This is a genomic window from Cryobacterium sp. GrIS_2_6, from assembly GCF_035984545.1.
Taxonomy (GTDB): domain Bacteria; phylum Actinomycetota; class Actinomycetes; order Actinomycetales; family Microbacteriaceae; genus Cryobacterium.
In genome coordinates, this window is the sequence record NZ_JAXCHP010000002.1 from 1 (window position 1) to 19,196 (window position 19,196).

A 19,196-nucleotide genomic window follows, 5' to 3' on the forward strand; every position below is an offset into this window, starting at 1 on the left:
AAGTGATGCATTGTTCGCACCGTGATGTGACGAGTTGGAGAAACAAAGTGCCCCGAACGAAATGCAATTCTCCAACATGCTGTTGGAAGGTCGCTGTCTCGCCGATGGCGGCATCGAGTTGCACCTATTGATTGGCTGAGCCGGGCGATACTCGTCGCTGACCGTGGAGGCGATGCCGAATGTCAGGTTTTTGACCGTATCTAACAAATGAGGTGCCCAACGGCTTCCTGGCTCAGGCCTTACACCAGATTCCGGCCTGCATGGTGGCAGTGACGAAGAGACCGGCGTCTAGCACGATGAGGTCCGCACGGTTACCGGCCTGGAGACGACCGCGGTCGGCGAGGCCGATCATGTCGGCTGGATTCTGCGTGGCCGCGCGGACGGCGACGTGGAGGGCGACCCCAGCCGTGTGAACCGCGTAGCGCACGGCTTCGCTCAAGGTGAGCACACTCCCCGCGATAGTACCGTCAATCAGGCGGGCCTCACCGTCCGAGACGACCACATCGAGGCCACCAAGCTTATAGTCGCCTTCATCGGCACCGGCCGCGGCCATAGCGTCGGTCACGAACACGGGCCGGGACGGGCTTTCGGTAATGAAGCGCACGACCGCGGGGTGCAGGTGCACACCGTCCGCGATCAGTTCGGCGAAGACGGCCGGGTTTTCGAGCAGGGCGAGCGCCGGCCCGGGTTCCCGGTGGTGCAACGGTCGCATGGCGTTGAAGAGGTGGGTGCCGGCCGTGGCCCCGGCCGCTATAGCCTGCAGGGTAGTGGCGTAGTCGGCATCCGTGTGACCGATCGCGGCAACGGCGCCGAGGCCCACGATCTGTCTCACCGCAGCCAGGCCACCCTCGAGCTCGGGAGCGATGGTGACCATACGCACAGTACCGCGCCCGGCGCGCAGGATGCGCCCAATGCTCTCGGGGTCGGGAGTGCGGAGCAGGGCCTCGGTGTGGGCTCCACGGTGCGCCAGGGATAGCCAGGGACCTTCTAAGTGGATGCCTGCCAACAGGCCCTGCTCTACGAGCGCCGCGAGAGCTGCCACGGTGTGCTCGAATTCATCGAGCGGAGCCGTGACCAGGCTCGCCATCAGCGTGGTCGTGCCGTGAGCCCGGTGGGTCGCAGCAATCGCTGCCGCCGCGACCGCGGAGCCGGGATCGTTGAAGCTGTACCCGCCGCCGCCGTGGTTATGTGCGTCAACGAATCCCGGGGCCAGGGTACTGCCGGGAAAGCTAAAATCCGGCTTCCTGGGAGGTTCGCCCCCGCCCACCGCCACGATCCGCCCCAGGCCGATTTCCACCCAGCCTGGCGAGTACACGGCGTCGGGCGCGATCACCGTCCCCCCGACGAGAAGCATCGGGGGCGCCGTATCCGGGCCGGGCGTGCTCGGGGCGCTCCCTCGCTCGGACAGTGCCTGGTCGGTTGCGTCCGAAATGAGCGGGGTCATGACGGCTTAGATTCCCTGCCAAGCGTGCTTGTTCGCCCAGGCGTACCGGTAATAGGCGAGGTTCGCAAGTTTCGAGGCGGCGGCGGCGTCAACGACGACCGTGACGTGTGGATGCAACTGGATGACGGAGCCGGGCTTGCTCGAGGTGACGGGTCCCTCGACAGCCGCGGCGATCGCATCCGCCTTCTCCTCGCCGAAGGCCAGCAGAATGAGGTGCCGGGCACGTCGGATCGTGCCAAGGCCCTGCGTCATGCAGTGGATCGGCACGTCGTCGATGGAGTCAAAGAACCGGGCGTTGTCGACTCGGGTCTTCTCGGTCAGGGTCTTGATCCGGGTAAGCGACGCGAACGACGAGCCTGGCTCATTGAACCCGACATGCCCTGTGCGGCCGATGCCGAGAATCTGAACGTCGACCCCGCCCGCGGCGACGATGCTCGCCTCATAGTCTGTGCCCGCGGTTTCAATCGTGGCGAGGTCACCGTTGGGAACCCGAATGTTCGCTGGATCGAGCCCGAGGGGTACGACGACGTCCCGGGTGATCACGGCCCGGTAGCTCTCCGGGTGGCCTGCGGGCAGGCCGACATACTCGTCGAGGGCAAAGCCGCGCACCCGGGAGACGTCGAGCGGGTCGGCGTCGAGGGACCGCGCGAGCGCGGTATACACCGAGAGCGGCGTCGAGCCCGTCGCTAGTCCGAGGACCGCGTCGGGCTTTCGCATGATTAGGGATCGAATGGATGCCGCTACGAGCGTTCCCGCCGCGGCCTCACTGTCAATGAAAACTACTTCAGCCAATTTCCTGCTCCAGATTCTGGATTTGTCGTGCACGTGATGTTGAGGTATTTCATGCCGGGGGTCGTGAGCGGGATGGCCCACGACCCCGGCAGTTGGTGCGTTAGACCGACGTCGACGAGGCCGAATCCGGAACCGAGGCATCCGGAATCTCGTCGTCTCCGCGACCGGGGGTCTTCAGGTTCCACTTGCGGATCACGAAGCGGAACAGGAAGTAGTAGATCGCCGCGTAACCGAGCCCGATCGGGATGAGCCAGAGTGGCTTTTGGGCCAAACCGAAGTTGAGGACGTAGTCCATGGTTCCCGCGCTGAAGCTGAAGCCGTCGTGGATGCCGAGGGCGTTCACGAGGGCGAGCGAGGATCCGGTCAGCACCGCGTGGATGAGGTAGAGCGGGAACGCGACGAACATGAAGGAGAACTCGAGGGGCTCCGTGACGCCGGTGAGCATGGCGGTGAGCGCACCGGAGAGCATGATGCCGCCGACGATCTTCTTCTGGGACGGCTTGGCTTCCTGCCAGATGGCGAGGGCTCCGGCCGGCAGCGCGAACATCATGATCGGGAAGAATCCGGTCATGAAGGAGCCGGCCGTGGGGTCGCCGGCGAAGAATCGGGCGATGTCACCGTGCGCGCCGTTGAAGTCGCCGATCACGAACCACATCACCGAGTTGAGGATGTGGTGCAGGCCGACGGGGATGAGTAGCCGGTTGGTGGTGCCGTAGAGGAAGCCACCCCAGATGTTGTTCGAGCTCACGAACTCGCCGAATCCGGTGAGGCCGTTGGCGAATGCCGGGTAGACGAAGCTCAACAAAACACCGAGCGCGAGGGCAACGACTGCGGTGATGATCGGGACGAACCGGCGCCCACCAAAGAAGGCGAGATAGCTAGGCAACGAAATTCGGTGGTATTTCTGCCACAGAAGCGCAGCAACGATGCCCATCAGTACCCCGCCGAGCACGCTGTAGTTGACGAGGACCTGCTTGGCGCCTTCGGCGGGCAGCCCGAGCACGAGCGGAGACATCGCCTCACCGACAGCTTTGAAGACCAGGTAGCCGACGACAGCGGCGAGGGCGGTCGAGCCATCCGACTTCTTAGCGAAGCCGATCGCGACACCGATCGCGAACAGCAGCGGGAGGGCGTCGAAGAGGGCACCGCCGGCCGAGGCGATAACAGACCCCCCGACCTTAAAGCCAGGAATGGCCCCGAGCAGATCGGGTTGGCCCAGCCGGAGGAGCAGGCCCGCGGCGGGTAGTGCGGCGATCGGCAACATCAGACTGCGGCCTACGCGTTGGAGCTGGCCGAGTCCTGGGAACTTGCGTCCCGTCCCGGCAGCTGCTGTGGTGCTGGACATAGATTGTCTCCTGGTGGTGGGTTTCGGTGGGTGGCTCAGGGCTGATGTTGCAGGTTGAGTGTCATGTGGATCTGGTAGCGGTCGCCTCGATACCACGACGTGATGTGTTCCACAGCTGCCGAACTCGCGGACGAGGTACGGCGGAAGACGATCAGGGGCGCGCCAACGGCGATCCCCAGGATTTCGGCGATGCCCGGGTCTGCGGTCTCAGCCCAGACCGCCTGCTCAGCATTGTCGATGCGCAGCCCGTACTCGGTGGCGAGCGTCGCGTAGAGCGACCGGGTTAGGTCCTGACGGTCGAGGTCGGGAAGCAGTGCGGTGGGGTAGTAGCCGCGTTCAAGGGCCATCGGAATGCCGCCGGCGAGCCGGAGGCGTTCGATCTGCTGGACCTGGGCGCCGGAGCCGAGGCCAAGCGCCGCCCGCACGTCGAGAGGTGCCTCGATCTGCGCGGACGAGCGTACGATTGTTGCGGGGACAAGGCCGCGTCGGCGCATGTCTTCCGTGAAGGAGGCCAGGTGCAGGTCGCTCTGCACACGCTTACCGCCGACGAAGGTTCCCTTCCCCTGCACGCGGTAGAGCAGGCCTTCCTCGACGAGCTGCCGGATCGCCTCCCGGACCGTCGAACGGCTGACCCCATACCTGGTCATGAGCTTCCGCTCGGGGGGAATCGCGGCGTGCGGGGCGAGAGTGTTCTCGACCATCTCCTGCAGAATCGAGCGCAACTGGGCCTGCTTGGAGACGGGACCCTCAGTAAGGACGGGCCTCTCGGCTTGGTTCGTCGTCATTGCGCTGCCTTCTGATCGTGGGTGATCCCCATCATAAGACCACTTCCACTTTGTGGTCCCTGCTGGTACGATCCAATAGTTCGATGATGAAGCCGCGGCACACTGTTTGTCAATACCCACTGCCGTCCAGGTCCTCGGAGAACGAAGGAAATCCGGACCAACATCAGCAGGAGAAAAAATGAGCAGCAAAGCAGAGCAAATTCTGGCCGGTCTCGGCGGCGCCAAAAATTTGGTCGAAATCGAGGCGTGCATCACCCGCCTGCGCACCGAAGTTGCCGATCCCTCGATCGTGGACGAGGTGGCCCTCAAGGCCGCCGGCGCGCACGGAGTCTTCCGATCCGGCACAATCGTGCAGGTCGTCGTCGGCCCCGAGGCGGACAACCTCGCCGAAGACATCGAAGACCTGCTGTGAGGCACAGTTCCGCTGCCGACGTCGGGTCCTCACCTGCTCTCGCGCACTCACCCCTCGTGGTGCTCGCACCCGTGCCGGGCCGTGCAGTCGGCCTTGAGCACGTACCCGACCCAACCTTCGCCCAGGCGATCGTGGGCCCCGGCGCCGCGATCGACCCGTCTCACGGCATTATCGATGCAATCGCCCCGATCAGCGGAAAGTTACTCAAGGTATTCCCGCACGCGTATGTGATCCTCTCCCCGGAGGGAGTCGGCATACTCGTGCACCTCGGCATCGACACCGTGGAGCTCCATGGCGAGGGATTCACCCTGCGCGCGAAGCAGGGTGACCAGGTTTCGGCCGGCGACGTCATTGTTACCTACGACGTGCCCGCCATCCAGGCGAGCGGACGCAGCCCAATCGTGCCAGTGATCGTCCTCGAGCAGAAGGCCGGGAATATCACCCTGACCGAGGCGGTCGCCAGCGGCGCCCTGCTCGCAGCGGGCGACGCATTCCTCACTGTCGCCCGCTGACGGGCGCGGCATCTCCAGCAATACTCAATTGCAGCGCCCCGGGCTGAGTGCTATCACGCACTCACCCGGCCGTGGATACTGGAGCCACTTAAGCCATGCGGCAGATGACGACCAGCGAATGGGACGGCGCATCACCCCGCACGTGCCGATGATCGGCAAAAAGGAATAGCGTCACAGAAGACATTTATCGACAAGAAGCGAAGCTCTTCGGCCTCTCCGCAACCACCGTGCGGCACCGGGTGTGGCTAGCCGTGATGAGCGTCGCAAATGCCAAGTAGCCCTCAAGGCCGTAGGCTTCAACATCCTCGGCTGTGGGCCGATTAACTCTGAGCTCCCTGCCGGAACGGTCGCGAAGACGAACTCCTCACGTTACGCAAGCGCCGGCCGAGGCTTGTCAAGCCCCGGGTTTAATGGCGGATCGATTAGTCCCGTTCTCGTGTGAATATTCGTCTCTGAGGGGTCCAAGTGTGGTGCGGGTCAGGGCCGCTGCTCAAACCACGGATCGTGTCGTTCAGAGCCAGTGTTGGCGTGGATGAGAGCCACCTGAAAAGCTCCTTCTACCATGTGAGGGCCACGTGCTGGAAGGAGTACCGGTAATGGTACGGAAGATCAAGGCGAAACTCGTCTTGCAGTTACGCAACCAGGGTCTGTCGGGCAGGGCAATGCGTCCGCGCAGGGCATTGCCCGCAACAGCGTCCAGGCGGTGGTTGGCCTAGTACCAAGGCGAGGGCTGGCGGAGACGCGACATGGAGTCATCGTGGCATGATTCAGCCTCGAGCGCAGCGAATGCCTCGTGCATTAAGTATTCGCCCGAGCAGATCTGTTGTGAATGGCAATGATTACTGCCGGCGGTACGAACACAAAACTGAATAGGAGAATGGCGACTGACCCCCAGCTGACAAAGAAGAAGGCCGCCCCGATTCCGAGGAGGAGCACAGCAGGCAGCATAAGGAGCACGCTGGCCAGCGGGCGTCGGTAACCTTGGCGGTTTCTCCAGAGCGGTATTTGCCGCTCGCCTGCGGCCCGAGCCGCGAGGATCCCCGACCACGTCGATACCGCAAGACCCGCGCCGACAAATAGGACGCCGAGAACGATGGTCAATCTAGCCTCCGATCGATGCCCAGCCATCTGCGCTCATGTTCCCGAGACTTTACGCGGATCAGTTGGGTCATGGGGTAGCTGTCCATTAGCAGACAGCGCATCCGGTTGAGGGACATCATCGAAGGTCGCGTAAACCGCGGCCGCCAACGACTGCAAATGGAATCGCTGCGGCAAAAGAAACCACTCCGACCAAGCGGAAGACTAGCTCTCCTGCGAACAAACCGAGAGCTAATCCCGAAAGCCACAGGACGACCGCGATCGCAAGAAAGAGTCCGGATCGTCGGCGTTTGCTCAGACAGTGGACGTTAGCGCTTCACGGCGTCCTGCCCAGAGACTGCCCGCAAGCCGGACGGACAGAGCGACAAATCCGCGAGCATGGTCTCAGGAGGATCGAACCGCGGGGAGCCTTATGATCCGATCCGGGCAAAGCTACGATGAAACCATGACCATCGAAGACACCGGTCCCCGTCCTCAAGCATTCGATCTGGAGACCGAGACCCTCAAGAACCCGAACTACCGCACCGTGGCTTGGAGTGGCACCTACCTGCAGGTCACCCTCATGTCGATCCCGGTCAACGGGGTCATCGGACTAGAAAAGCACCCTGACACCGACCAGTTCATTCGACTCGACCGCGGCCGTGGCCGCGCCCAGATGGGACCAAGCAAGAACGAACTGACCTTCGACCAAGAGGTAACCGACGGGTGGTGCGTCATCGTTCCGGCCGGCAGCTGGCACAACGTGACGAACATCGGCGACGAGCCCATGCAGGTCTATACCGTCTACGCACCGCAACACCACAAGCCGGGCAAAGTTCACCAGACCAAGGCGATCGCCGACGCCGACACCGACGATGCACCCGCCGACTGGTCCGTTCAACCAGAACTCGTCGCTGACCAACACGCCTGAACGGAGCCGCCCGACCAGGACCCCCGCCATCGTCGCGTTGACGGCAGCTACGCCCGCCAGCACCTCCACCGAGCAGCGTAAGTGCGATTACTGCCGGCGGCGTGCGCATTGGGGGGCAAGGATCGCGCACGGCCGCACCGGCGAACTCTCTCACACCGCCGATGCGATCGCCCACCATGCCGGGTTCGACGGTGACGGCGAACTCGCGATCGTCACGGGTGCCGAACTCGCGATGATGACCGATACCACAGCCCTCGGACACGCCCCGCTCGGCCTCACCGTATTCAACCGGGTGGCCCGGACGACAACGTCCGAATCTGTAACCTGGGTGAAGGATAGCGGCCGCGCCGATGCTGTTCGATAGGGGAACCCCTTGCGCACGGGCGGACCTCGTCCAGTAGCTTGATCTGTTGGGCTGCCCAAAGCTAGATTCAGCTCGTTGCGGCTCCCGCCCCGCGCCAGGCGGCCACGACGGACCACCCGAGGAATAGAAACAAGAACACGATGGGAGCAGTCGTGGCCTCCGGTATGAACTGGGCTGTCCCTGCAGCGATCGCGACCAGAACGAAGCCAATCCATGACGGCACCCGAGCGGCCCTATGGCCTGCTACCCACGCAGCATCACTGGCCATCGTGGGCGGAATCCTGAGCCCAACGAAACCATTGCGGCGAATCTTTCCCGACGCGGCAAGCTGCGTCACAACGACAACGAGGAGCATTGCGGCAGCAATGATGTAGGCGGCGAAATTCGTTTCGTAAGTCATGCTTCAGGGTATCGACACCGCACAACATCAGCCGGTGTCGCGTAGCTGGGAATCGACTTCGCACGCAAATACCGGCTGCTTGACGGCGATGAGTCCCAGTCCGTTTTCGACAGGCCCGCGAAAGGACCGCTTAAGTCGGCCCAGCAAGTCTCGCCTCACGATGCCGCTCGAGCGCGACACTGGCGTCCGGGCCCCGGCCCGGGCCTCCGAGAGGTCGCGCCGTCAGAGGTGCACATGGCCGCAAGCCGAACCTCCTACGGGACGGGATTTTGAGTGCTTGCCAGCGGGGTCAGGGCCACTCTGGCTAGAATGTGGTGGACGCATACGTGTTCCGGGGGATGCGCCTATCGGGGTGCCTCGTCAGGTTCGATTTCCTGAATCCTCCACCAAGAGCCACTCTTCGCTGCGAAACAGAACGGCTGTATCACCGCCCTGGCAGCGGAACCCCTTGCGGACGCTTCCGCGGCGGTGTGATTCGAATCTCGTCCTTCCCACCGCGGCGGTACTTCTTCTCTACCCCGACGCGGGATCTCAACTTGCTTTTTCAGACCGCGAATCGAACGGACTACCGCAGCGAGTTCAGTTGAGTTTCGTACTTCGTTGTTTCGCCCTCAGTCCATACGACGACGACATAGGTGAGGTAGGGCTTCGTCTTGTCCCATTGCATAAAGTAAGAGGGCAGTCCCGAAGCGGTCTCGGAGCGATGATCGTCCCTGGGCTGTGTCCAGCCATTCGCTGCCAGTGCGTGCGAGTAGAAGGCGATGACCTCGCGTTGCGTGTGCGTTGTTGTCCCGGATATTCCGGTGACGGCTACGTCGCCTCCATCGAGCCCGAATTGAACCCGTCCGGGAACATTATTGGTGCGGACATCGGTGCTGCCCGGGTAGGTCAACGCGGCTTCGGGTTGTTTGGCCAGACTGTCGATGGATTGCCCGGGCACGCAGCCAGTCAGCAGCAGCAAACACATGCTGGCTGCGGTCACCACACTCAGAAACCGAGACGTTCTTCGCACCGTTCTCCCTGCCTGCCGCGTCGCGTTGGTCAATTGGGATACTAGGGCACGGTCGGGTCAGGCGCGTTGCTGTCAGAGTTCGCGGGCGCGTTGTCTGGTTGCATCGTCATGTAACGCCACTGGCCCCCGGTGTAGATGAGGCGGAGGTGGGCTGTGACTTCACCGGGAACACCGTTCTTGACGTAGTCGAAGGTTATCGGGGTGAGCGCGAAGTCCGCCCCGGCACTAGTTGTGACGTACGTCGTGGCACCCGTGGGAGTCAAACCCGTGACGCTACCGCCGCCGGTAGCACCGATGGTGGCGACGAACTGTTCCCGGGTGAGCCCATTTCGAAGACTCGGGTCTCCCAGATCGTAGAGCGCACCCAGGTCTGTTGCTTTGAGCGCTGTAATGACCGCGGTCAGGGTGGGGCCGGCGTTGTGCGGGGCGGGCGCAGCTTCCAGGGTGAAGTGCTTGCCATTGATCCACACTTCCACGTTCGCGGTGCGCGCCGTCGGGTCGTCATGACCGATGACTTTGATCGTTGCCGTGCCCGATGCCCCGCTCGGGACGGGTTGGGCGATGTCGCTGCTCAGCACAGCCGAGGCATACTGGGTGCCGACACCATCGAAGCGGAACTGCTCGTCATGGGCGCTGTGTGGGTCCAGGGTCGCCGGCTTCGCGGGGACGACGAGTCCCACGCCCGGTGCGCTGAAGTAGAACTGGCCCACTCCAGCAGCCGCGGAGTCCAGATCGATGCGCAGGTATGCGCCGCTGGCTTGGTCGCGGAAGCCAACGCTGGGATCGCTGAAGTTCACGGCCGCTTCCGCGTGCCCAGGAAGGTAGGCGACGACCAGTGCTGCCAGGCCGATGACGGCGAGGCCAGCCAAGCCGAAACGAGTGCGTTTTCTCATGATGGTCCTCACGGTTTGCAGTTGTAGGGGGTGCCGTTGGCACGGCCGTTGAGGAGAAGCACCAACTCGTCATCCGCACTGATCAAAGCATTGGTCTGGCAGTCCTTGACAAGGGTCTGGCCCATGGCAAATCTGACGTTCAGGTGCTGCTCGGGGGCATCGAACATGGCCTGACCCAGGGCGATGGATTCACTGGGCGGAAACACGGGATCCCAGGTGTAGCGATGCAGTTGAGCGAATTCCCAGTTCTGTGGTCCTCGAGGTCCATTGAGAAATTTCTGGCCGCCCTCAGCTGACGTGTCGGTTGGTTCGTCTGTGCCGCGGAGCACGACATCGTCGCCCAGTGAGGTGTTGTCGCCGTAATTGAAGCAACCGAAGAGACCAAATACCGGGCATATAGGGACGACGATTCGAAGGTCACCGTAAGTGTTGAAGAAGGGAATAGGAGGTAGATGAGAGGAGTGAGAATTGACCCATCGAAACCATGCGCTGCCGTCCTGCAATTCCTGGCTGGCCGGACGGTTCAGTGGCAGGTGAATCAAATCGCTGAGGGCCACGATGCCCGAGCTCAAAGGCGGGACTGGGAAGAAACCGCAGAACGAGCAAGCAGTGACCTGCCCGATGTTCGCCAGGTAGGACCCCTGCTGAACACCATGGATGAAGGACACGCTATCGATCATCGTCTCTGCGACGCGGTCGTTGACGGTTTGAGAGTAGGCCAGCATTCCGCGGATGATACTGCCACCCATGCTGTATCCGACGAGAATCACGGGCTGGTTGCCACCGTCATGATATTCCTGCTGGATTTGTTCATCCAGTTTGATCGCATTGATCCCAATGTCACTGGAACCATCACAATTGGGGTTCCCCGTTGCATCGCTGATGGATATTGGCATGCCCTGCGCATTCGCCGCCTTCGTGACCACGTCAGTGGGCAGCCCTTCACGACAATCGGGTATCCCACGGGCCGGAGCTGCTGGCGCAAGGTCCTCGTAGTAAACAAAGCCGACGTACTTAGTGTTTGTAACGCGGTCGAAGATCGACTTGAAATCCGTCGTTTTTTTCCCTGTGGACTCTTCGTTGATGCCGTGCACGTAGATCAGGGTGTGTTGTGCGGTGTTCCCTTTCAGTGGGCCTGTGCGTGCGGTCAGTTGTGCGTACTGCAGGGGGCCTTCAAGCGAGAAGTAGGCGGTGGCTCCTGGCTGAAGAGCGGGGGTGAAATCAGCCTCGGCCGAGTCGGGCAGGGTCGGACTGGTCACCAGCGAAGTACCGGGACCTTCATAACCAGTGGGTCCGTAGCTGCAGCCGCCATACGCGCAGAGTCCGTCGCCATCGAATCCCGCCAGGCCAGAGCCTGGTCCCGTGACCGTTACAGCGGCCACTGGCACGGTTGAGTTGTTCACGATGCCCACCAACGTGTCGTCCGCGCCATCGTATGTCCCCACAGAGGTATCTGCGGCGACCGAGACCGAACCATCCTGGTTCACCTGCAACTCAATCCCGCAACTCGATGCATAGTTCACGGCTGGGCACTCAGTGAACGGTGGGCCCCCGGCCGCATGCGCGGCCGCCATAGGCACCATCATCGCGGCAACGATCAGAGCCGTCGCGGACATGTATGCAGGCAAAGACCAACGCATATTTCCCCCAGAAAGACGATGGTGCGGACGTGATCTTCAGACAGTGCTACCGCAGGCGAGAGCGACCATTCCGATGGAATTCCGGCCCCCGGCTACTTTTTAGCAGGGAGGTTGGAATGCAAACCAGCCCCCAAACGGGCTGCTGATGCAGATCAACACTTCTCACCGATCTCCGGAAGAAGGAGGCATTTCCCGGTCGTTGTCCAAGATCCGTCCCAAATGGGTCCGCCCGCAAGCGGGACCGCCTACGGACACTCCCCCGCGACGACTGGGCTCCGCATCGCTCTTGGGCGGGAGGCGCCCGTAAGACCCGCCCGTTGAGGATTCGGTTACGTCCCTGTGAGTGGTGTGGTTTCCCGCTCTTGAGCGTTGCTTCGTCAACGTGAAGAGCCACCGTGGGATGGTCAGTGAGTACCGACTAAAGCAACTCACAAAGGACACCACACGATGGCTCTAGACCAGTCTGCCCTGCTCGACCTGTTGGGAGAACTCAAACTCACCGATGTCACCGACCGAATCCGCGTCGCGACCGAAACGCTTTACCAAGAACTCATCAACGCGGAGGCGTCCGCGTTCATCGGTGCCGCCCCGTTCGAGCGCTCTGGCGATCGCACCACCCACCGCAACGGCACCCGATCCAGGACACTGTCGACCACCGCTGGCGATCTCGACCTGAAGATCCCCAAGCTCCGCGCCGGGTCGTTCTTCCCTGCCCTGCTGGAGCGCCGCCGCCGGGTCGACCAGGCGTTGTTCGCGGTCGTGATGGAGGCCTACGTCCACGGCGTCTCAACCCGAAAAGTCGACGACCTGGTCAAAGCGCTCGGCGCGGACACCGGGATCTCCAAGTCGGAAGTGTCGCGAATCTGCGCGGGCCTGGACGCTGAGGTGGCCGAGTTCCGCGACCGCACCCTGGCCGCGCAGGACTTCCCCTACGTGTTCCTCGACGCGACCTACTGCAAGGCCCGCGTCGGCCACCGGATCGTGTCCCAGGCCATCGTCGTCGCGGTCGGCGTTGCCGCCGACGGACGCCGTGAAGTCCTGGGCTTCGACGTGGGCGACAGCGAGAACGAGGGCTTCTGGACGGCGTTCCTGCGGTCGCTCAAGTCCCGCGGCCTCGACGGGGTCAAGCTGGTCATGTCTGACGCTCACACGGGCCTGAAGAAGGCCATCGGGACCGTGTTCCAGGGCGCCGGCTGGCAGAGATGCCGGGTGCATTTCATGCGCAACGTGCTCGCGGTGATCCCGAAAGGATCGCAGGACATGGTCGCCTCGATCATCCGCACTATCTTCGCCCAGCCCGACCGCGAGCACATCGAGAAGCAATTCCTCGAGGTCACCACGATGCTCGCCCGGTCGCACCCGAAGGTCGCCGCGATGCTCGTCGACGCGCAACCCGATCTGCTTGCCTTCTCCGCTTTCCCGCGGCGGCACTGGCGCCAGATCTGGTCCACGAACCCGCTCGAACGGGTGAACAAGGAGATCAAACGCCGCACCGACGTCGTCGGCGTCTTCCCCAACGCCGCAGCCCTGCTGCGCCTAGCCGGGTCTGTCCTGATCGAGCAGCACGACGAGTGGGAAGCCGGCGAACGCCGCTACTTCTCCGAGTCATCGATGCTCGAGCTGGCCACCATGAACAACCCCATCGAGGGCATCGACGAGGCGGTGATCCTCCCAGAACTCGCCGCCGCCTAAGCTAGAACAACTGACCCGCACGGTGTTGAGAAACTCCACCACTCAGCGGGACGTGACCGAGGATTCGCGCTCAGGTGCCTCGAACGCGACAACGTTTCGACCGTTCCGGCCGTCTCGTATCCCTAGGGATATAAGACGTCTCACGACTCCCGTTTCTCGCCTTTGCAGATCGCCGGAATCTCGCGGCGCGGCGATTCTCGTAGCTACGTCGCATAACCTACTGGTTGGATGACGGCGAGTTCAGGTGGTGAGAGCAACACCCTGAGTTCCGTGGGGTGTTGTCGATGGCTCGACCGTTGTCGCCTTTGAGCGTTCGTTTAACGTTTTGGGAGGGGGTGGACGCGGGGCTATCGGTCGCCGTCGCGGCGCAGGCTGCGGGAGTGTCGCGGCCTACTGGGTATCGGTGGTTAAGCGAGCATCAGAAGGTGCTGCCATCACCGGTTCAGGATTTCAGTGTTGCCCGTGTCGGGCTTTTATCGTTGCGAGAGCGAGAAGAGATCGGGTTCCAGCTCGCCCGGGGTCACGGGGTGCGCCGCATCGCAGCGGCACTGGGCCGGGCGCCGTCAACGATCAGCCGGGAAGTGACCAGAAACCAGGTCGCCGGCCGCTACGTGCCTTCGCTTGCGCAGGAGCAGACCTGGGCACGGGCTCGGCGGCCAAGAGCCCGGAGGCTGGACGGGTTAGCGTTACGGAAACAAGTCGCCACGATGCTCACCGATCGGTTCAGCCCGGAACAGGTCGCGGGCCGACTGAAAGTCAAGCATCCGGAGAATCCGGAGATGCAGGTGTCACACGAGACGATCTACCAGGCCCTGTACGTGCAGGGCCGCGGATCGTTGCGCTTGGAAGTTGTCACCGCGTTGCGGTCAGGGCGTGCCACACGGCGCCCGCAGCGCCCGGAGGGTCCGCGGCCGCAGAGGTTCCAAGAGATGGTGATGATCTCCGACCGCCCGCCGGAGATCGAGGACCGCGCAGTTCCCGGGCATTGGGAGGGCGACCTGATCATCGGCTCGACCTCGTCGAAGTCCGCAATCGGAACCCTCGTCGAACGGACTACGGGATACGTGATGCTGCTGCATTTGCCCGGGGATCACACCGCTCGCACCGTGGCCGACGCGATGATCGTGGCAATGAACACCCTCCCCGAACAGCTGCGCCGTTCGACCACCTGGGATCAGGGAGCGGAGATGTCTCGACACCAAGAAATCACCATGGCGACCGGGATGCCGATCTACTTTTGCGATCCGCACTCGCCCTGGCAGCGTGGCAGCAACGAGAACACCAACGGGCTCTTGCGCGAGTACTTTCCGAAAGGCACAGACCTGTCCTTCCACGGGCCCGGGATCCTCGAGAACGTTGCCGCGGAACTCAACCGCCGGCCCCGCAAACGCCACGGCTACCGAACGCCCGCAGAAGTCCTCGCCACGCTAATCTCGAACCCAACCAATCAAACCGGTGTTGCAGACACCACTTGAATCCGCCGACGGTACTCACCGTTAGTTCTGAGACACCCCAGGAGCAGACTAACGAAGCTGATCGGCTACGCGCGCGTATCGACGCGCCAGCAATCCACCGACCGGCAACAGGCCGACATTCTGGATGCAGGTGTCCGGCGCGACGACCCCTACGTCGACCACGGCATCTCGGGCGCTCGAGCATCACGGCCACACTTCGACCTCGCGCTCGACAAGCTCCAAGACGGCAACACTCTTGTCATCACGACTCTGGACCGCCCGGGACGATCGACGCAGAACATGCTCGCCTTCGCCGAAGAGCGCCCCGGCCGCGGCGCCGGCCTCCGCGTACTGAACTTGGGCGGCGGCAACGTCGACACATCGACACCGATGGGGTCCATGCTGTTCACGATCATGGCGGTCGCTCGCGGATCATCACCGACAGCCAGGTCCGCAACGCCCGCCGACTCATAGAAGGTGGAGAGCCACCAGCTCAGGTCGCGCTCGACCTCGGAATGTCCCGAGCTACCTTCTACGGCCGAGTGCGCGCCTTGGGACTACTGCCAGATCAATCTGATGGCCAGATTCTGACACGCGACGCCGCCAAATTTAGCTGATCGCAGGGCGACAATGAATTACACCCAGCGGGACGTGCCACCTGGTGTAAGGCGAAACCGTAGGACGGGCCACATCCAGGCACGGTTCAGTCAGAGTAGTCTGCAAAGCTCGCCAACGCCCTATCGAAGCTGCAATAAGTACGCCATTCCGGAAAACGTCCGGGACGGATCACACTGAATGCTTCACCACACTGGCAAACGAAGCCCCAGAATGCCGCAGGGCTCTGCTCTTCGAACGAACGCCCACTGACCCGCCATTCGGTGGCCGAGACCTGTACAACTTTCAGATCCTCGAATCCGCCGGATTCCACACTGTGTTGCATAATGCGTCCTCCACGCTGAGTCCACTAATACGCTCTAAGTATCCGCCCAGCCGCCGCGAAACGCGAGCTATCGTCATGGCTCCCGAACCAATCCGAGCCCACGGGCCTCTGCATATTCCTCCGCCGCGAGACAATGACATCAGCGTCGTCCGATCTCACGTCCCCTGAACTGTCTTCCGGGATGGTGCCGGTCAAATCAGCCGAAGTACGGGCGCCGGCGTGATTCGCAAGCCGCTCGTCACGCCAGAGGACACTCAGCGCGTGCTGTTCACCGTTCTCGCCCGGTAGAACACTTCCGCCATCTCGGAAATCGGCGTGCAACTGTCCTTCGCGGCAGAATCTGCGTTCATCGCCGCGGCCCTTGCCTGCATACTCGTGACCCTGCCACTGAATCGCCGTCTTCGCGAAAGCGTCAGCCGGGACCTCGGACGATTGAGAAAGATGGGCAAGGTAATGCTGCGCGGCAAGCAACTAGAGCTCGATCACGACGAGCCGGTCGCTGCGGCCAAATACGCGGTGCTGATTTCGATAGTCATTCCCTTCCAACTCGCTTAGATCACGCTGCCCTATGTCGGCCTAAGAATCCAGCAGGCACAGTCCCTCGTGTCGGGAACCCGATCGGAGTTTTCGATCGGGCGCGAAGAAACGACGGCCAGACGAGGGTTCCGTTTCGGATGGGATCTGCGCCTGTGACCATTCCGGCGTAAAGTGCCACCGCTTTATGCCCGCGTGCGCATCAACGTATCCGCCCGCTCGTCGAGGAGGGTGTGCAGGCCGGTTCCTGCTACCAAAGCCATTGGGTCCAAGCTTCAGCTGTCGCTTCGGCTGGTTAGTTTCCGTTGAGGGTGTACCAGATGCCGTATGCGCCCGCGACGCACATGATTGCGGTGGCGGTCCAGCCCATGGTTGCGGCGAGCTTACCGTTTCGGTATTTACCCATGATGGTGGCGTCGCGGGAGATGAGCATCATCACGATCAGGAACGGGCCGGCGGCGATGCCGTTCACGATCGCGGAGAGCACCAGAAGTCCGATCGGGTCGGTAGAGACGATAGCGAGGATGGTGCCGGCGATGATACCAACGCCGAGGAGGGCGTAGAACAGGGGTGCTCTCCGGGGGGACCGGTCAAGACCCCAGTTCTTGTTCAAAAGCCCTGCCATCCCCGCAGCACCGGATGCGGCGAGCACGGGCACCGCGAGTACCCCAGATCCGATGAAACCCAGAGCGAAGAGGATACCGGCGTAATTGCCGGCAATTGGTTCGAGTGCTTGGGCTGCCTCGGCAGCGCTGGTGACGGGGGTGTTGTGTGCGCCGAGGGTGGCTGCGGAGGAGGCAATGATGGCGAACATGATCAGCACACTAAACGCCATCCCGGTGAACACGTCCACTCGTCCATTGCGTAGCCGTCGGACCGCTTCCGGCCTTGGCCTCTCGTCCAGGGCCGGCGCGTGATCGCCGCCACGTTTTTCGGCGCGGAGTTCCTCGATGCGTTGCGCGGACTGCCAGAAGAACATGTACGGGGAGATGGTGGTACCCAGGACCCCGACGATCAAACCGAAGTACGCCGGGGAGAACTGGACCTGCCCGCCGATGAGGCCACGGGCAACGTCGGCCCAATCTACGTTGGAAACGAAGAGAACACCGACGTAGACCAGAAGAACCATGCACAACCATTTGAAGATCCGGCCGATCATCGCGAAGGACCCCGCCGTCACTGCCACAACAATGGCGATACCGGCGATCGCGGACCACACAAACGCGGGTCCCGCGTGCAGCAAGTTCATGCCTTGACCGATCGCGTTCAGGTCCGCGGCCAGGTTCAGACAATTCGCAATGATCAGCAAGGCCAAAAGAATCCCGATCGCAACCCGGAATCCGCGGCTAAAGCGTCGACGGATCAGCGCGCCAAGGCTCTGCCCGGTGGCTAGGGCCATCCGGTCACAGATCTCCTGCACAGCCATCATCAACGGAAGCGTCAAAGGGACCGTCCACAACATGCTGTTGCCATACGTGGCGCCGGCCTGAGAATACGTCGCGATCCCTGACGGGTCATCATCGGCGGCACCCGTAACCAAACCCGGACCAAGGAGACCGAAAAAACGCGAAACCGGGTTTCTCTTTCCGTTTCCCTGACCGGTCCGTTCCGAGGCAATGTCCGCGCCCGGCGGGACACTTTCAGGCAATTCCTCGACCGTCATAGCGTTCCTCACGTCAGCGATTAAATCCGAGCAGCGCCGAGGTGGCCAAGGCATGCCATGGTTACAGTACCTTGCCGGTGAGTCCGGCCACCTTCGTCGGTGTGCATTTCGGAATGCAGACGCGCTGCGGCAGTGTCGCTGTCCGGTCAGCGGGACCGCGGAGGAGATGCAATCGACTGACGGCCCCGATGATTGCGGCCAAGACAACCGTGGCCAAAGCCTGGAGCGCGACGATGCGTTCCGCGAAGTGAGATGTGGTTTACTCGGCTTATGTCGGATCCGGGCAAGCGGGAGCCTCTAGAGTCGCATTCTGATGAGCCTCATCGGGGTGGGGGCCTGTCGACCCGGCTGAACTGGTTGCGCGCGGGAGTGCTGGGGGCCAATGACGGTATCGTGTCAGTGGCGGCGATTGTGGTTGGGGTAGCTGGTGCAACCCACGTGGTGGGACCTATTCTGACTGCTGGAGTTGCGGCGCTCATGGGCGGCGCGGTTTCAATGGCTTTGGGCGAATATGTGTCTGTGAGCAGCCAGCGTGACAGTGAACGGGCGTTGATTGCGACGGAGAAACGCGAACTCGCTGAAACGCCGGAGCAAGAACTGGAAGAACTCGCAGGCATGCACCAAGCGCGGGGCTTGTCCCCTGAAACTGCGCGACAAGTGGCGGGAGAGTTGACCGAACATGATGCCTTGGCGGCGCATCTCGCGATTGAGCTAAACATCGACGAGAACGATGTTGCAAGCCCGTGGAACGCCGCATTGGCGTCGGCTGTCTCGTTCATTTGTGGTGGGATCATTCCCCTGGCAGCGATCTTGCTCCCACCTGACGCATGGAGGGTGCCGGTCACATTCCTGGCCGTGCTCCTCGTTCTCGCCATTTCAGGGGCACTTGCAGGTCATCTGGGAGGCAGCTCACGAGGACGGGCCACGTTCAGGATGGTCCTAGGCGGCGCGCTGGCACTGCTGTCCACGTTCGCAATCGGCTTGCTCTTGGGCTCCTCGGGTACCACATAGCCGCCCACCCCTCAAACGTCGCCGCGCTCAGACGTGGCAAGGACCGGGCCGGACCGGACGCACTAAACACCCTCCTGCGGACGACGCGGAACTCTCGCCGCACGACCTCATCCGTGACCGCGGGGAGGACGGGACTCACGACATTTCCGTTGCACATCCCGGCCAGCAAAATTGCGTGGCTCAAAATCGGAGATGCTTTCCACTGTTTTCGGAACGAGCACGGGATACCGGGCTACGATTTTCGTCATGGACGCAAGAGCGGGACGGTTCACGAAGAAAGCCTGGTTCGGGCCCA

General features: G+C 62.5%; 17 protein-coding genes and 1 pseudogene. 9 read left to right on the plus strand and 9 right to left on the minus strand.

Annotated elements, in window-relative coordinates; translation table 11 throughout:
- Positions 1-232: 232 nt before the first annotated feature.
- From nagA to RCH22_RS20480, 4 genes are all read right to left on the minus strand, one after another.
- On the minus strand, positions 233-1,444 hold the full coding sequence (gene nagA, locus RCH22_RS20465; protein ID WP_327015591.1) for an N-acetylglucosamine-6-phosphate deacetylase: 1,212 nt from the start codon (positions 1,442-1,444) through the stop codon (positions 233-235).
- A 6-nt stretch (positions 1,445-1,450) separates the two neighbouring features.
- A complete protein-coding gene (locus RCH22_RS20470) occupies positions 1,451-2,236 on the minus strand; it encodes a glucosamine-6-phosphate deaminase (RefSeq protein ID WP_327015592.1) in 786 nt (261 codons plus the stop codon).
- Between the two features lie 100 nt (positions 2,237-2,336).
- Entirely contained in the window at positions 2,337-3,581 is a 1,245-nt protein-coding gene (locus tag RCH22_RS20475) for a PTS transporter subunit EIIC (RefSeq protein WP_327015593.1), read from the minus strand.
- A 35-nt stretch (positions 3,582-3,616) separates the two neighbouring features.
- The gene (locus RCH22_RS20480; RefSeq protein ID WP_327015594.1) at positions 3,617-4,366 is read right to left on the minus strand and encodes a GntR family transcriptional regulator; all 750 of its coding nucleotides are present in this window, start codon (positions 4,364-4,366) and stop codon (positions 3,617-3,619) included.
- A 106-nt stretch (positions 4,367-4,472) separates the two neighbouring features.
- Between RCH22_RS20480 and RCH22_RS20485 the strand changes: the two genes are divergently transcribed.
- From RCH22_RS20485 to RCH22_RS20500, 4 genes are all read left to right on the plus strand, one after another.
- Entirely contained in the window at positions 4,473-4,778 is a 306-nt protein-coding gene (locus RCH22_RS20485) for a PTS glucose/sucrose transporter subunit IIB (protein ID WP_327015595.1), read from the plus strand.
- On the plus strand, positions 4,775-5,290 hold the full coding sequence (locus RCH22_RS20490) for a PTS glucose transporter subunit IIA (RefSeq protein WP_327015596.1): 516 nt from the start codon (positions 4,775-4,777) through the stop codon (positions 5,288-5,290). Before RCH22_RS20485 ends, RCH22_RS20490 begins: the two co-directional genes overlap by 4 nt.
- Before the next feature lie 1,543 nt (positions 5,291-6,833).
- A complete protein-coding gene (locus RCH22_RS20495) occupies positions 6,834-7,298 on the plus strand; it encodes a cupin domain-containing protein (RefSeq protein WP_327015597.1) in 465 nt (154 codons plus the stop codon).
- A 37-nt stretch (positions 7,299-7,335) separates the two neighbouring features.
- Complete coding sequence (locus RCH22_RS20500; protein ID WP_327015598.1) at positions 7,336-7,662, plus strand: hypothetical protein; 327 nt, start codon at positions 7,336-7,338, stop codon at positions 7,660-7,662.
- Positions 7,663-7,729: 67 nt separating this feature from the next.
- Here the strand turns inward: RCH22_RS20500 and RCH22_RS20505 are convergent, their stop codons facing one another.
- The 4 genes from RCH22_RS20505 to RCH22_RS20520 all read right to left on the minus strand — a co-directional run bounded on the left by RCH22_RS20505 (position 7,730) and on the right by RCH22_RS20520 (position 11,583).
- Complete coding sequence (locus RCH22_RS20505; RefSeq protein ID WP_134450117.1) at positions 7,730-8,062, minus strand: SdpI family protein; 333 nt, start codon at positions 8,060-8,062, stop codon at positions 7,730-7,732.
- A gap of 565 nt (positions 8,063-8,627) precedes the next feature.
- Positions 8,628-9,044 carry a hypothetical protein gene (locus RCH22_RS20510; protein ID WP_134564439.1) on the minus strand — a complete coding sequence of 139 codons (417 nt, stop codon included), beginning with the start codon at positions 9,042-9,044 and terminating at the stop codon, positions 8,628-8,630.
- A gap of 71 nt (positions 9,045-9,115) precedes the next feature.
- Positions 9,116-9,967: a hypothetical protein gene (locus RCH22_RS20515; protein ID WP_327015599.1), complete on the minus strand. Its 852-nt coding sequence runs from the start codon at positions 9,965-9,967 to the stop codon at positions 9,116-9,118.
- An 8-nt stretch (positions 9,968-9,975) separates the two neighbouring features.
- Positions 9,976-11,583, minus strand: coding sequence for a hypothetical protein (locus RCH22_RS20520; RefSeq protein WP_327015600.1), 1,608 nt, complete (start codon positions 11,581-11,583; stop codon positions 9,976-9,978).
- Between the two features lie 471 nt (positions 11,584-12,054).
- On the opposite strand from RCH22_RS20520, the gene RCH22_RS20525 reads away from it, so the two are divergent.
- The 4 genes and pseudogenes from RCH22_RS20525 (at position 12,055) to RCH22_RS20540 (ending at position 16,248) form a co-directional block, all read left to right on the plus strand.
- Positions 12,055-13,299 (plus strand): IS256 family transposase, encoded by a 1,245-nt coding sequence (locus tag RCH22_RS20525; protein ID WP_327015601.1) that lies wholly within the window; start codon positions 12,055-12,057, stop codon positions 13,297-13,299.
- Between the two features lie 284 nt (positions 13,300-13,583).
- Positions 13,584-14,774 carry an IS30 family transposase gene (locus RCH22_RS20530; RefSeq protein ID WP_327015602.1) on the plus strand — a complete coding sequence of 397 codons (1,191 nt, stop codon included), beginning with the start codon at positions 13,584-13,586 and terminating at the stop codon, positions 14,772-14,774.
- A gap of 27 nt (positions 14,775-14,801) precedes the next feature.
- Positions 14,802-15,370, plus strand: a pseudogene (locus RCH22_RS20535) (recombinase family protein).
- A 638-nt stretch (positions 15,371-16,008) separates the two neighbouring features.
- Positions 16,009-16,248: a hypothetical protein gene (locus RCH22_RS20540; protein ID WP_323516293.1), complete on the plus strand. Its 240-nt coding sequence runs from the start codon at positions 16,009-16,011 to the stop codon at positions 16,246-16,248.
- A gap of 274 nt (positions 16,249-16,522) precedes the next feature.
- Here RCH22_RS20540 and RCH22_RS20545 read toward each other — a convergent pair whose 3' ends face one another.
- A complete protein-coding gene (locus RCH22_RS20545) occupies positions 16,523-17,890 on the minus strand; it encodes an Nramp family divalent metal transporter (RefSeq protein WP_323516290.1) in 1,368 nt (455 codons plus the stop codon).
- A gap of 270 nt (positions 17,891-18,160) precedes the next feature.
- Here RCH22_RS20545 and RCH22_RS20550 point away from each other — a divergent pair, with 270 nt between their 5' ends.
- Positions 18,161-18,901 (plus strand): VIT family protein, encoded by a 741-nt coding sequence (locus RCH22_RS20550; RefSeq protein ID WP_323516287.1) that lies wholly within the window; start codon positions 18,161-18,163, stop codon positions 18,899-18,901.
- Positions 18,902-19,196: the final 295 nt, after the last annotated feature.

Bases quoted from the DNA above. Each gene is read 5' to 3' on its own strand.
- nagA (WP_327015591.1), bottom strand. From the start codon at position 1,444: ATGACCCCGCTCATTTCGGACGCAACCGACCAGGCACTGTCCGAGCGA.
- RCH22_RS20475 (WP_327015593.1), bottom strand. From the start codon at position 3,581: ATGTCCAGCACCACAGCAGCTGCCGGGACGGGACGCAAGTTCCCAGGA.
- RCH22_RS20480 (WP_327015594.1), bottom strand. From the start codon at position 4,366: ATGACGACGAACCAAGCCGAGAGGCCCGTCCTTACTGAGGGTCCCGTC.
- RCH22_RS20495 (WP_327015597.1), top strand. From the start codon at position 6,834: ATGACCATCGAAGACACCGGTCCCCGTCCTCAAGCATTCGATCTGGAG.
- RCH22_RS20505 (WP_134450117.1), bottom strand. From the start codon at position 8,062: ATGACTTACGAAACGAATTTCGCCGCCTACATCATTGCTGCCGCAATG.
- RCH22_RS20515 (WP_327015599.1), bottom strand. From the start codon at position 9,967: ATGAGAAAACGCACTCGTTTCGGCTTGGCTGGCCTCGCCGTCATCGGC.
- RCH22_RS20520 (WP_327015600.1), bottom strand. From the start codon at position 11,583: ATGTCCGCGACGGCTCTGATCGTTGCCGCGATGATGGTGCCTATGGCG.
- RCH22_RS20525 (WP_327015601.1), top strand. From the start codon at position 12,055: ATGGCTCTAGACCAGTCTGCCCTGCTCGACCTGTTGGGAGAACTCAAA.
- RCH22_RS20530 (WP_327015602.1), top strand. From the start codon at position 13,584: ATGGCTCGACCGTTGTCGCCTTTGAGCGTTCGTTTAACGTTTTGGGAG.
- RCH22_RS20545 (WP_323516290.1), bottom strand. From the start codon at position 17,890: ATGACGGTCGAGGAATTGCCTGAAAGTGTCCCGCCGGGCGCGGACATT.
- RCH22_RS20550 (WP_323516287.1), top strand. From the start codon at position 18,161: ATGTCGGATCCGGGCAAGCGGGAGCCTCTAGAGTCGCATTCTGATGAG.